13 protein-coding genes are annotated in these 12,228 nt (G+C 50.5%); 9 read left to right on the plus strand and 4 right to left on the minus strand.

What is annotated here, in order from left to right:
• Nucleotides 1–4 precede the first annotated feature (4 nt).
• Entirely contained in the window at nt 5–643 is a 639-nt protein-coding gene (locus ACR64Q_RS14845; RefSeq protein ID WP_313732301.1) for a histidine phosphatase family protein, read from the plus strand.
• 60 nt (nt 644–703) lie between these two features.
• Nucleotides 704–3,295 carry a magnesium-translocating P-type ATPase gene (gene mgtA / locus ACR64Q_RS14850; RefSeq protein WP_313732302.1) on the plus strand — a complete coding sequence of 864 codons (2,592 nt, stop codon included), beginning with the start codon at nt 704–706 and terminating at the stop codon, nt 3,293–3,295.
• Nucleotides 3,296–3,448: 153 nt separating this feature from the next.
• On the opposite strand, the gene ACR64Q_RS14855 is transcribed toward mgtA, so the two are convergent.
• Nucleotides 3,449–4,045: a chemotaxis protein CheB gene (locus ACR64Q_RS14855; RefSeq protein WP_313732303.1), complete on the minus strand. Its 597-nt coding sequence runs from the start codon at nt 4,043–4,045 to the stop codon at nt 3,449–3,451.
• A 146-nt stretch (nt 4,046–4,191) separates the two neighbouring features.
• On the opposite strand from ACR64Q_RS14855, the gene ACR64Q_RS14860 reads away from it, so the two are divergent.
• Nucleotides 4,192–4,422, plus strand: a complete 231-nt coding sequence (locus tag ACR64Q_RS14860) for an ElaB/YgaM/YqjD family protein (RefSeq protein WP_026601615.1) — start codon at nt 4,192–4,194, stop codon at nt 4,420–4,422.
• Nucleotides 4,423–4,645: 223 nt separating this feature from the next.
• On the opposite strand, the gene ACR64Q_RS14865 is transcribed toward ACR64Q_RS14860, so the two are convergent.
• Nucleotides 4,646–5,593: a hypothetical protein gene (locus ACR64Q_RS14865; RefSeq protein WP_313732304.1), complete on the minus strand. Its 948-nt coding sequence runs from the start codon at nt 5,591–5,593 to the stop codon at nt 4,646–4,648.
• A 506-nt stretch (nt 5,594–6,099) separates the two neighbouring features.
• On the opposite strand from ACR64Q_RS14865, the gene ACR64Q_RS14870 reads away from it, so the two are divergent.
• The 3 genes from ACR64Q_RS14870 to ACR64Q_RS14880 all read left to right on the plus strand — a co-directional run bounded on the left by ACR64Q_RS14870 (nt 6,100) and on the right by ACR64Q_RS14880 (nt 8,403).
• Nucleotides 6,100–6,660, plus strand: coding sequence for a PRC-barrel domain-containing protein (locus ACR64Q_RS14870; RefSeq protein WP_313732305.1), 561 nt, complete (start codon nt 6,100–6,102; stop codon nt 6,658–6,660).
• 2 nt (nt 6,661–6,662) lie between these two features.
• The gene (locus tag ACR64Q_RS14875) at nt 6,663–7,994 is read left to right on the plus strand and encodes a PQQ-dependent sugar dehydrogenase (RefSeq protein ID WP_313732306.1); all 1,332 of its coding nucleotides are present in this window, start codon (nt 6,663–6,665) and stop codon (nt 7,992–7,994) included.
• An 85-nt stretch (nt 7,995–8,079) separates the two neighbouring features.
• Nucleotides 8,080–8,403 (plus strand): ferritin family protein, encoded by a 324-nt coding sequence (locus ACR64Q_RS14880; RefSeq protein WP_313732307.1) that lies wholly within the window; start codon nt 8,080–8,082, stop codon nt 8,401–8,403.
• Nucleotides 8,404–8,797: 394 nt separating this feature from the next.
• On the opposite strand, the gene ACR64Q_RS14885 is transcribed toward ACR64Q_RS14880, so the two are convergent.
• Together ACR64Q_RS14885 and ACR64Q_RS14890 are read right to left on the minus strand one after the other, a co-directional pair.
• On the minus strand, nt 8,798–9,037 hold the full coding sequence (locus tag ACR64Q_RS14885) for a DUF2171 domain-containing protein (RefSeq protein WP_313732308.1): 240 nt from the start codon (nt 9,035–9,037) through the stop codon (nt 8,798–8,800).
• A 492-nt stretch (nt 9,038–9,529) separates the two neighbouring features.
• Nucleotides 9,530–9,973 carry a ferritin family protein gene (locus tag ACR64Q_RS14890; RefSeq protein ID WP_313732309.1) on the minus strand — a complete coding sequence of 148 codons (444 nt, stop codon included), beginning with the start codon at nt 9,971–9,973 and terminating at the stop codon, nt 9,530–9,532.
• A 949-nt stretch (nt 9,974–10,922) separates the two neighbouring features.
• On the opposite strand from ACR64Q_RS14890, the gene ACR64Q_RS14895 reads away from it, so the two are divergent.
• The 3 genes from ACR64Q_RS14895 (at nt 10,923) to ACR64Q_RS14905 (ending at nt 12,188) form a co-directional block, all read left to right on the plus strand.
• Nucleotides 10,923–11,183, plus strand: coding sequence for a hypothetical protein (locus tag ACR64Q_RS14895; protein WP_026601622.1), 261 nt, complete (start codon nt 10,923–10,925; stop codon nt 11,181–11,183).
• A gap of 65 nt (nt 11,184–11,248) precedes the next feature.
• Entirely contained in the window at nt 11,249–11,656 is a 408-nt protein-coding gene (locus ACR64Q_RS14900) for a BON domain-containing protein (RefSeq protein WP_036275720.1), read from the plus strand.
• 16 nt (nt 11,657–11,672) lie between these two features.
• Nucleotides 11,673–12,188, plus strand: a complete 516-nt coding sequence (locus tag ACR64Q_RS14905; RefSeq protein WP_064038734.1) for a hypothetical protein — start codon at nt 11,673–11,675, stop codon at nt 12,186–12,188.
• Nucleotides 12,189–12,228: the final 40 nt, after the last annotated feature.

Consider the following 12,228-nt stretch of genomic DNA (forward strand, 5'->3'; position numbering starts at 1 on the left):
GACTATGAGCTTGAAAATCTATTTGCTGCGCCACGGCGAAACCGTATACAGCCAACGCGGCGCGTTTTGCGGATCGCTGGACCCGGATTTGACGGCTGAAGGCAAGGCAATGGCGCAAGCCTTTGCCGATGCCTACCGCTCGCTTACCTGGAGCGCTGTCTTCGTCAGCCCAATGCAACGCGCCATTGCCACCGCGCAGCCCTTGTGCGATGCATTGAGTCTGACCATGCAATTCCGGCCGGGCCTGGAGGAAATCAGCTATGGCGCCTGGGAGGACCAGGAACAAGACTATGTCAATCAGCACCATGCGCAGGACTACCTGCGCTGGCAAACCGATCCGGCCTGGAATCCTCCCACCGGAGGCGAAACAGCCATGCAAATCGCCGCCCGCGCCCTGCCGGTGATCACGGAAATCCAAACCCAACACAAAACCGGCAATGTGCTGCTGGTATCGCACAAAGCCACGATCCGGATTTTGCTGTGCAGCTTGCTGGGCATCGACTTGGGCCGTTATCGGGATCGTATCAATGCACTGGCTGCTTCGGTTAGTGTTATCAAATTCACTGAATATGGGCCGATGCTGGAAGTATTGGGCGACCGTAATCATTTGCCCGAGCAGTTGCGGCAACGGGCCGGGACTTGAGTGGCCATTAAGCCCGAATAAGCAATCCCATTAACCACCACCTTAACTATCGAGCAGCCCATGAAAAAACCTAGCGAAAAAGCTAAAGCCGATACCGCAAGTTGGTGGCTACAGTCGCCCTCTCAACTGCGCACCGCACGCGCAAACGATGTGGGCGGTTTATCCAGTGCCGAAGCCAACGCCAAACTGGCTGAGTTTGGCCCCAATCTATTCCGCGATCATCAGCAACAGGCCTTGCTACTGCAATTTCTGGCGCGCTTCAAAAATCCGCTGGTGATTTTGTTATTGGTCGCCAGCGCGATTTCCGCGTTCACCGGCGAGCTGACCAATTTCGTAATCATTAGCATCATGGTGCTGTTCAGCGTGACCTTGGATTTTGTCCAGGAACACCGGGCCGGCAAGGCTGCGGAAAGTTTGCGGCATTCGGTTTCGGTCAAGGCCCGAGTGATGCGCGACGGTAAACCTGTGGACGTACCGGTGACCGACGTGGTGCCGGGCGATGTCGCCCTGCTCTCTGCCGGCGATATGGTGCCGGCGGACGGTTTGCTGATGGAGGCCTGCGACCTGTTCGTCAAACAGGCTTTGTTGACCGGTGAAGCCTACCCTATCGAAAAGCATCCTGGCGCATTGCCGGCCGATGCCACTGATTTGCAAGATGCCAGTAATGCGGTCTTTATGGGCACTACCGTGATCAGCGGTAGCGCCAAAATGCGCGTGATTAAAACCGGCACCGGCACCGCGATCGGCGCCATCGCCGATAGTCTGACCAGCAAACCGCCGGCGACCGCCTTTGAAGTGGGCACTCATCGCTTTGGTTTGCTGATCATGCGTCTGACGGTTTTGCTGGTGTTGTTCGTGTTGCTGGTCAACGCCTATTTGGGCAAACCCTGGCTAGAGTCATTTTTATTTGCCGTGGCGCTGGCCGTCGGTTTAACACCCGAGCTATTGCCGATGGTGGTGTCGGTCACGCTGTCGCGCGGGGCAATGCATATGGCCGAAAAGCGGGTGATCGTCAAACGCCTCGCGGCCATCCAAAATCTAGGTTCGATGGACGTGTTATGTACCGATAAAACCGGCACCTTAACCGAGGCCAAGATCAAACTGGAACAGCACGTCGATCCGCAAGGCCAAGCCAGTGAACGGGTGCTGGAGCTGGCTTTTCTGAATAGCTTCTTTGAAACTGGCCTGAAAAGCCCACTGGATGAAGCGATTCTGGCGCACGAAAACATCGACGTCAGTGCCTGGCAAAAGATCGACGAAGTGCCGTTTGATTTTGAAAGGCGGCGGGTATCGGTGCTGCTGGACAAAGGCAACGGCCGCTTGCTGGTCGTGAAAGGTGCGTCCGAAGAAATCATCACCCTCTGCACCCGCTACGAACAGCAAGGCAGCGACGCGCAACTACCGCTCGATCCGGCCAGTCGCGCCAGAATCCACGAACAACATAATGCGTTGGAACGGGAAGGCTTTCGCGTGTTGGGCATCGCCTGGCGAGAAGTGCCGCTGGATCATCCGCACGCGGTGGTCGGCGATGAAAGCGAGCTGATCTTTGCCGGGTTTGCCGGCTTTCTCGATCCCCCCAAACAAAGCGCCGGCGCGGCATTGGCCGCGCTGAAAGATAGCGGTGTGACTGTCAAGATCGTTACCGGCGACAGCGATTTGGTGACCCAGCACGTCTGTACCCAATTGAACATACCGATCACCGGCGTGTTGACCGGTAAAGACATCGAGTCTATGGATGACCATGCCCTGCGCATCCGCGTCGAAAAAGCCAATCTGTTCTGCCGGGTTAATCCGGCGCAGAAAAACCGGGTGATCTTAGCTTTGAAAGCGCGCGGCCATGTGGTCGGTTATCTGGGTGACGGCATCAACGACGCCCCATCGCTGCATTCGGCGGATGTCGGCTTATCGGTGGATTCGGCGGTGGACGTGGCCAAGGAAGCGGCCGACATGATCCTATTGGATCAGGATTTACACGTGTTGCACGACGGCGTGCTGGAAGGCCGACGCACCTTCGGCAATATTCTGAAATACATCATGATGGGCACCAGTTCCAACTTCGGCAATATGTTCAGCATGGCTGGTGCCGCGCTGTTTCTACCCTTCTTGCCGATGCTGCCGACGCAGATTCTGCTGAACAACATCCTGTATGACATATCTGAAGTGCCTATTCCTTTGGATCAGGTCGATGCGGAAGAACTGCGTACTCCACGGGTATTGGACATGAACTTCATCCGCAATTTCATGCTGGTGATCGGCCCGATTAGTTCGGCATTCGATTTTTTGACGTTTTACATTCTGTTGACGGTCTTGAAAGCCGACGAAGCGCTGTTCCAAACAGGCTGGTTTGTGGAGTCGCTCTGCACCCAAGTGCTGGTCATTTTCATTATCCGTACTCGCGGCAACCCGTTCAAAAGCCGCGCGCATCCGGTGCTGGTCGCCACCTCGCTGTCGATAGCCTTGATTGGCGCCATCCTGCCTTTTACCCCGTTAGGCCACTATTTCGGCTTCGTGCCGCCGCCGGCTCAGTTTTATCTCATTCTGGCAGCGATGGCAGTTTCGTATCTGTTCGTGGTGGAACTGGCCAAAAGAGGGTTTTACCGCTGGCATAACAAACACCGCAAACCACAACGCGTAGGTCATCGCTCGATATGAACCAAACCGACTAGCGTCGGCGACACGGATATAGGCATCGCACTTCAAATTACGCTTTCCCCCTCACCCTCTCCGGCGAGGGGGCAGATGTGCTGAAATTTGAAGTGCGAAAGGTATAAATTAGGTAGCGCTAAACAACTTATCTTTTGAATCCTAAACTACGCAATCACTTACGACAGCGCCGGCGATTCGGACAATTTCTTTAGCAATATTTTCCGGCGACAACACAAAATCGATACAGCCGCTGGCGATGGCACTCTCCGGCATATCCGGCTGAATCGCCGTATCAAGCTTCTGCGCAATAGTGATACCGCCTACTTCTTTGATGCCGCATAGCGCGGCGGCGCCATCGCCGTCGAAACCGGATACAATCACCGCAATCAGTTTGCCGTCCCAATGTAGTGTCAAAGACCGCAGAAAAACCGTAATCACATCAGACCAGCCGCGCGGCTTTGAGATTGGCAATAAACGGAACTCGCCGGCAACGATATGTAAATCCCGATTTGCCGGAATGATGAACACTCGATTAGCGCTTATTTGCAATCTTTCCGTAATCAGTTCGACCGGCATCGAGGTGTAACTCGGCAGCACTTCGTGGAGTTGGGTCGGCATTAAGGTGATGTGATTGACGATGACTATCGCCACCCCCATGTCGGACGGGAGATTTTGCAATAACCGAATATAGGCATCCAGCCCGCCAGCCGAGCCGCCGACACAAACGATGGGGAAGTTTTTTAAGGTATTACTCATAGTTGATGTCCGCATTTATGTTACTCGCGCTTAGCTTTGTTACTACCGGCAATATGTACGCAGTCGAACAGACCGAAGTGGTGCGAAGCGGTATATTCGAAGCTCAAGCCTGATTGACATAAGGCTCTCTGCAATAGGAAACGCTGATGGACACCCTAGACAAAGCCTCAAATTACGCACATGAAACTTACGATAAGCTCGCCGATGTTGCCGCCAATACTGCGGAGACACTTGCGGAGACGCGGGACGAGTTGATGGATGCAGAAAAGAAACTGATGAAAAACAGCCGCCGCTATGTCCGGGATAACCCGATGACAGCGATGGGCATTGCGGCATCAGTGGGTTTTCTGCTGGGCAGCTTGTTGCGCGGTCGTTAATTGACTACGCAGCACTATCGTTGCATCGTCGCTTTGCGCAAATAGATACCAAGAAGGCCGCGTATTGAGCAAACGCGGTTTCTTTTCGGTCAAAAATGGGTCAATAAAGCAATCAAAATAATGATTGGAATGGGTACACCCAGCAATAACAGTAAAAGCGAGCGCATGGTTAGTCTCCTGATTTTGAGTTAAACGATATTATGATTAGCTTGCCAAGCATCAGCTAAAGGCCTCTATCTACATAGGTCTCGCTATCACGTTGCCTGCCGCCGAACGTCGCAGCCAAACTTGCCACAAACGCACCCGACAACAGCGCCACCACCATCCACAATGAAGTGTAAGCCGCCACTTTTCGTGCGTCGTCAGCAGTCTGTTTAAGGCTTTGCTCGGTTTTGGCCAGCTCGGCCTGTGCCTTGGCAAAGACATTGAACACACGCTTTTCGGCATCCGCTCCGGACAATCCGGTTTGTTTGGCGACGACTTGGCCCAGATATTTTTGATCCTCCGCCGGCAAACCATTCAAGCGCAGACCGTTAACAAAAATTCGCGACGCCTCCCGCCATACCAAACCATAGTCTTTTTCCAGCATGTCGGTTGGTGATTGCACCGACCGGAATAAACTATCGACCCAATAACTTAAGTCGCTATCGCCATTATGCTTACGCTCGTCTACTCCTTTTGACGGCGGATTAGGATGACCGACAGGCGCATGAACCCCGGCTAGTTCGGCGCCGGTCGATATCGCTGTAGCATTGGCCGAAGCGCCGATTGCCAGCAGATTGCCGGCCACGGTACCCAATAGCACCGCCGTTACCAACGAAGCAATCGCCCAAGCCAATAGGCCGTGAGCGGTATCCCGGAAGTACACTTCGTCGCTGTGCACGCTGGCCCACCTTACACGCAAGCGGCCGGCCAGATAGCCGCCCACACCCGATGCAGCGATCTGCGCGAAACTAAGCCAGAGGATGGACGATATACCCAGTGCTGACGCGCTGATTCCCTGATGGGACCAAGGCGAAAGCGCCGGAAAACCCAAGCCCACACCTAAAATAAGCAGGATTAAGGACAGCGCAGCCGCAGCGGTTGCACCGGCAAAAATCGATCCCCAGGACACCCCGGCAGCTGTGGTATCCGGTGTTGTATCCAAAACAGTTTGCTCTAATGTTGTCATGATCACTCCTAATTAAAACCCTATCAGACAGCTATTCCCAGTAAAGCGAACAGTCGTAGTGACCATAGACACCGCGGTTTCCCCCCAGCTATAGCCTCTGGGGTTGGCGATTTGAGTGCCAACGATATTAGAGGCTTTCATGGGTGAATTTGAAAATTTAGGCTGGTGGCTCATGTCAGTTCTCCGGTTGTGAATGGAAGTGCACAGTAATTCAGGCTTCGCTGTATCCAGCGTTTGGAATACCTCGCTTTAAAGCTAGGCAATAAATTACCGAGCTCAGATTAGCCTTTAGAACATGCAAACTCAGTACGCTAGCGCACGTATATCCGCGCAAAGTTACTGGAATAGGGTCGGTACGCCAGCGTACACAGTCTAAAACCAGTCTGTTCGACAGCGCACCGACAATGTTTTCCCTGTTCGATAAAGTTGAGGTGAGTTTGCAGCACCTGCGAAGGTGCCGATTCAAACTAGCGAAGCACTATTCTTATAAAACGCCGGAGAACAAGATGAAAAAATTAATTCCTATAGTAGCCGTGTCTGTTCTGAGTGCGGCATTGGCAGGTCCGCTTTATGCCGATGACGTAAAAGACAAACAAAAAGACCTTCATGAAAAGCAACAGGAGCTCGGCAAGAAACAAGAAGAGGTCAAGGAAAAACAAGCCGAACTTAATCAAGCCAACCAGGAAGTCGCGGTAGAGCGCGCACAGGAAGCCAATAAGTCGATGCAGCAGGTCAGCCGAGCCAGCAAGATCACCGGTGCCAAAGTGAAAAACACCACGGGTGACGGTCTCGGCGACATCAAGGACTTGGTTATCGATCCGGCGACGGGACAAGTGGTCTATGCAGTCGTTTCCTTCGGCGGTGTCATGGGTATGGGCGACAAGCTGTTTGCCATCCCCTGGAGAGCGCTGCATTGGACCAGCCCCAAAGACTATTACGTGCTTGATCTGGATAAAGACACTTTAAAAAAGGCACCGGGTTTTGACAAAAAGCATTGGCCGGCAAACTCTGAAAAATGGGAAGAACAACGTGAGGCACTCGGCCAGTTTTACCGCGTAACGCCTTAAACATGTATCACCTGCCTCGCGCCAGACAGGCCTTATCATTCACGACCTTGGTGATTGTGCTGTCGGCGTGCGGTGAATCGGCACAATTGCCGATTTCGGCGGGCACAGGTCTAAATCCGCAACTGCCACCACCACATCCGACCTGGATTCCCACAGTCAACATTGCGCAGGCGGTGGGCTGGCCGGCCAATACTAAACCCATACCGGCATCCGGCCTGACAGTTAACGCCTTTGCCGGTAATCTCGATCATCCGCGTTGGCTTTATGTGCTACCGAATGGCGATGTGCTGGTAGCCGAGACCAATGCCCCGCAACGGCCAGACGATGGCTGGGGCATCAAAAGCTGGTTGATCAAGCAGGTTTTGCGCAAGGCAGGTGCCGGAACGCCCAGCGCCAATCGCATCAACTTGTTGCGCGATGTCGATGGTGACGGCGTAGCCGAGACGCGATCAGTATTTCTGGAAGGGCTCAACTCGCCATTCGGCATGGCGCTGATCGGCAACGATTTTTATGTAGCCAACACCGATGCGCTGATGAAGTTTCACTATAAGGACGGCGAAACTCATATTGCCGAACCGGGCATCAAAGTACTGGATCTACCGGCCGGCCCTATCAATCATCACTGGACGAAAAATCTGCTGGCCAGTCGCGATGGCACAAGGCTGTATGTGACAGTGGGTTCCAACAGCAATGTCGGCGAGAATGGTATGGAACAGGAATTTGAGCGTGCCGCCATTTGGGAAGTCGATCCGCGGAAAAACAGTTACAGCATTTACGCGTCCGGTCTGCGCAATCCCAACGGACTGGCCTGGGAGCCGGACGGCGGCGCCCTTTGGACGGTGGTTAACGAGCGCGATGAAATCGGCAGCGATTTGGTACCGGATTATCTAACTTCAGTCCCCGCAGGCAGTTTCTTCGGCTGGCCCTACAGTTATTACGGTCAACATTTGGATCAACGTGTACAGCCGCAACGTCCGGAGCTGGTAGCTACAGCTAAAGCGCCGGACTATGCCCTTGGGCCGCATACGGCATCGCTCGGTCTGGCGTATTCTCACAGCGCCAGTTGGCCGGCGCCATTCAATAATGGCGTTTTTATCGGTCAACATGGCTCATGGAACCGCGAGCCGCGCAGCGGTTATCGGGTGATATTCGTGCCCTTCCAGGCCGGCAAACCCAGTGGGGAACCCATCGATATCTTGACCGGTTTTGTTAGCGAAAACGATGAAGCCTACGGTAGGCCGGTGGGCGTCGTTATCGATAAACGGGGAGCCTTGTTGGTGGCTGATGACGTTGGCAATATCATCTGGCGCGTCTCAGCTTTGGCCCCTGAATAGTAAAACAACCCTTACGCTGACCAATTTACGAAATCCCTAGTCAAGCCGTTTTGGCTATCAAATTCACCGCAAACAGGAGACAACAATGTCTAGTGCCGCTTATCAGGAACCTATAGAAGAACTATCCATCGAAACACGCGACATGCACCGAGCCCTGGTATCGCTAATGGAGGAACTGGACGCCATTGATAATTACAACCAACGTGCCGATGTTTGTGCAGATAAAGCACTCAAGGCTATTTTTGAACACAATCGGGACGAAGAAAAGGAGCACGCAGCGATGTTGCTGGAGTGGATTCAACGCCAGGACTCCCGCTTCTCCAACAAGCTTCAGGTCTACTTGTTTTCCAAAAATCCAATCGCGCATTCGGGTGAAGCGGATCAAACCCCAACGGGAGGTGCGGTATGAGCGCCATCGTCAGCCCCAGAGCGGCACAGAGATTTTCTCTCCGGCTCGGATCCTAAGCAACAAGTGACGTGCCAACGCGGGTCCGGAACTAAGGCAAGTTGGTGACGAGGTTAACTGATTAGTGATTGCCATAGACTGCCCAGCGCAAAGCAGCGCCGCTGGGCAGTCTGGTCGCGCAGTGTGAATATCGAAGAACTTCAATTGATCGGACCACGTCGCTATAGCCAAAGCTGCTTGCGGCATTTTTCCACTGAGCAACAAACGCTTAGGCTTTGGCCTGAATTTATGCGCTTAAGGAGGCTCCGATTAAATCCTTGGGCTGCTCTCAGGACCGGCTTGTCGAAGCACTTGGGCCTTTGAGGGCATGAGAGGAATCAACCTGTTCAGCGTTTTATTAAAGGATTGGTGAAACAGTCGACCATTCCTTCATGGCCTTATCACCTGGACGGTCCACCTTAACCTGGCCATGCTCGGTTGAGGTTACCCAGGATAGTGGAAAGAAATGATGCTGACCGGCTTCATCTTTTTTCAGTTTGATTGAGTTAGTACCTTCCATATGATCGACGGTGGCAAATTGGCCGCCCTCTGAGCAGACAACGGGCATATCGGGTTTGATCTGGTCGGGATGAATCATTGTGGTTCTCCATTTAGTTTAATTAAAGCCGGGCATGTTGGAATTTTCGGCTCGATATTTTGACCTGCATATCGCCGAGCACCCAATAAACAAATTCAAGGTTTTGTCTGATCCCGTTGACAGTTATCGACTATAGAGAAATTAGCGGTTCTGATCCGTTCGGCATACCACATTGGTAGCTGAATTATTCAGAACTGGCGAAAACCAGCAGGCATGATCGCGGCCTAGCGTTTTTCTTGAAACAAACCGGGCCAATCTTTAGCGGTGGCTTGAGTGGATCAATGCCAAGCATATTTATGGCTTTTCTTGATGTTTTTGTGAAATCGAAACCCTGTTTGTATCTTGCCGACGGTGAGCCATGGATATCTATCTGTCTTAATACCCTCTTCGTCCAGCTGAGCTATAGGTATAAAACGTCTCACATGTTCGAGGTGTCCGAAAAAACCGCAGCGATTTAGTATTTAGCGCTGCACGCCTTAAGAATATTCAAGTTCATGCCATTACCGCGTCTAATAACTGATCCAAGGTACGCATATTAGATTGCAGGTTAGGCAACAACTTTGTTTCGATCAATGAACGAAGAGCTAGAGGTAGTTGGTAATCGAGCAGAGCTTGCCCATACGCTTTCGAGCAGGAGAATTCAACGTCTCGTAAGGCTTCTATTGCTGAGTATTTGCCCAACATATTTACGCCTATCTGAAAGATTTTCTCCCAAGTGCCCCAATTGCTTGACTTATCTGAAGGCGCTCCTCCCAACTGACGAATTTGCGCTTTTAGTAGTGCAGCGGCTTCATTATGATCTTGACAAATTTGCAACAGAGAATCGACTTCACAACGTCTGGTATCTTTCCAAAACGATTCCAAAGCCTGTCGGTAAGTTTCCGTGGCGGATATTTCATTTTTTAGCAAACTATCTATTTTTTCAATGTTATACATAAAAACTCCCAGGTAACTCAATTATGTTGCCTGCACAGAAATACTACTATCAATAATATTGAATAGCACTTTCAGATTAAATAATTAACGTCGTACATAGCTGATGATTGGACTGACTCTTCAAAGAACTATTTCCTTTAATTTTATTTCGATTCTGTCTTATCGGCTTAGCATGCGTTATTTGATATTTTCTTTTTTAAATACCCAATCTTATTGGCAGGAAAAATTCCATGTCCACTGACAATAAATCTGTGCGCTCATGGCTATAGTAGGATCGTTTATCCACTCAGTCAGTGCGCTATCAAACATACAGCGTCGGATTTTCTGCGCGCTCATAACACCTGCAGATCGGTGAAAGGTAGCTTATGCATTGATCATCACGCAGATCGTCTGAATAGCCCTGTTTCAGTATTATTTTGGCAAGACGAAGATGAGAACGGCTAGTATTTTAAGTCGAGTTATACCAAAGGATTCCAAGACAAATACAGTCGTTCTCTATACAAATATTGGGGGTTTAGCGGATAAAATTGACCTAAAAAGGAAATTTAGGCAATCAAATTAATTTTCAAAAAACCCTAGTCATGGCAGATAAAACAATTCCTCTTCAATGTGCGACAGCACACCGACTTTAAGACGATTTTAATAGAAAATTTACCTAGCTTGCTTCTTCGTGTCATTAAACAGCCTGTTTGAATGTAAGCCAAAACCAATAAGTAGACTTATATACACAAATATTTTAGGAGATGAGTCATGGGTAAATATTTTATAGGCTGGGTACTGGGCGTGCCGACGATTGTTTTGATCATTATTTATTTAGTATTCAATCATTAGCCATTCTCTCCACCGGCAACACTATTAAAGTCGGTGTGCCAAATTGAATCAGTAGAAGTTTTAGATCACCAGAGTTTAAAAATTAACTGATTATTTCCATTTGTATAAGGAATTAACTATGCAAGCAACAGACAATACCAATACTGTCGATGCCACCGTTGACCGGCTTAGATCGGGCGTTCACTCAACCGTTGACAAAGTAGCCAACGCAACCACTCAGGCGGCTGAAGCGTTGGGTCAAAAAGGCGAACAATTGAAAAATGTAGAGCAGCAGTTTTTTGAAGATTTCCGCAGCTACATTGATAAAAATCCTGCAACTTCATTGGGTATCGCTGTCGGGGCAGGCTTTCTATTAAGTCGGCTGATGAGTGGTCGTTAAATCAGCAGAAAAAACCAATGCCGCGCAATTATTTCGAAAAAACAACCACTATTTAGGAGATTATTATGTCTACAAAATTATTGTCAGTTATATTCACTTTGACGAGCAGTTTAATAATAATGACGGGTACTGTTCGCGCCGAACAGAATAGCGCCGTTTATCTAGCGGCCGACTCAACCTTGGAAAATACCGAGATCAATGCTCGCGATAAGGATAACTCGACGTTAACCCCGGAAGATCAAAAGGAAACCGAAGGCGATATTAAAATTACAGCGGCCATCCGCCAAGCTGTCGTTAAAAATGAGTCCTTATCAGTCAATGCGCAGAATGTAAAAATCATCACCCGTAATGGCGCAGTGACTTTACGCGGGCCGGTTAAAAATGAAGCCGAGAAAATTAAACTGCAAGATATCGCCAAGCAAACGCCTGGTGTTCTTCAGGTAAATAATAACCTTGAATTTAAAGCGCCATAAAGCGTAGGAGAATCACATGACTAAAGCAGTTTTTTGTATCGCTCAAAATACCGATCAGGCAGAGAGTATTGTTAATGACCTGGTTACCGCCGGCTTTTCAAATAATGATATATCGGTGCTGTTTTCCGACAAATCCAACTCCCAGGATTTTGCACATGAAAAGCATACCAAAGCGCCGGAAGGGGCCGCCATCGGCGGGTCAGTGGGTTTAGGTACTGGCGCTGTAGTTGGCTTGTTAGCCGGGATTGGCGCTCTGGCTATTCCAGGCGTCGGTCCGTTCATCGCCGCCGGACCTATTATGGGCGCGTTGAGCGGAGCGGCTGTAGGTGCCGCCACCGGCGGCTTGGCTGGCGTTTTAATCGGGCTGGGCATCCCCGAATATGAAGCCAAACGCTACGAAGGAAAAATCACCGGCGGCAACGCTTTGATTTCTGTCCACACCACAAACAGCGAAGCGGTCGATCTGGCAAAAAAAGTCTTTGAGGAGGCTCACGCCGAGGATATTTCCTCGACGGGCGAATCGTCAGTTTAAGTTTGAGGCTGCGCTTGCATGTCATCAAAAAAATAATCAA

It is taken from the genome of Methylomonas sp. 2F7, from assembly GCF_057126975.1.

Bases quoted from the DNA above. Each gene is read 5' to 3' on its own strand.
- ACR64Q_RS14845 (WP_313732301.1), top strand. From the start codon at position 5: ATGAGCTTGAAAATCTATTTGCTGCGCCACGGCGAAACCGTATACAGC.
- mgtA (WP_313732302.1), top strand. From the start codon at position 704: ATGAAAAAACCTAGCGAAAAAGCTAAAGCCGATACCGCAAGTTGGTGG.
- ACR64Q_RS14855 (WP_313732303.1), bottom strand. From the start codon at position 4,045: ATGAGTAATACCTTAAAAAACTTCCCCATCGTTTGTGTCGGCGGCTCG.
- ACR64Q_RS14860 (WP_026601615.1), top strand. From the start codon at position 4,192: ATGGACACCCTAGACAAAGCCTCAAATTACGCACATGAAACTTACGAT.
- ACR64Q_RS14865 (WP_313732304.1), bottom strand. From the start codon at position 5,593: ATGACAACATTAGAGCAAACTGTTTTGGATACAACACCGGATACCACA.
- ACR64Q_RS14870 (WP_313732305.1), top strand. From the start codon at position 6,100: ATGAAAAAATTAATTCCTATAGTAGCCGTGTCTGTTCTGAGTGCGGCA.
- ACR64Q_RS14875 (WP_313732306.1), top strand. From the start codon at position 6,663: ATGTATCACCTGCCTCGCGCCAGACAGGCCTTATCATTCACGACCTTG.
- ACR64Q_RS14880 (WP_313732307.1), top strand. From the start codon at position 8,080: ATGTCTAGTGCCGCTTATCAGGAACCTATAGAAGAACTATCCATCGAA.
- ACR64Q_RS14885 (WP_313732308.1), bottom strand. From the start codon at position 9,037: ATGATTCATCCCGACCAGATCAAACCCGATATGCCCGTTGTCTGCTCA.
- ACR64Q_RS14890 (WP_313732309.1), bottom strand. From the start codon at position 9,973: ATGTATAACATTGAAAAAATAGATAGTTTGCTAAAAAATGAAATATCC.
- ACR64Q_RS14895 (WP_026601622.1), top strand. From the start codon at position 10,923: ATGCAAGCAACAGACAATACCAATACTGTCGATGCCACCGTTGACCGG.
- ACR64Q_RS14900 (WP_036275720.1), top strand. From the start codon at position 11,249: ATGTCTACAAAATTATTGTCAGTTATATTCACTTTGACGAGCAGTTTA.
- ACR64Q_RS14905 (WP_064038734.1), top strand. From the start codon at position 11,673: ATGACTAAAGCAGTTTTTTGTATCGCTCAAAATACCGATCAGGCAGAG.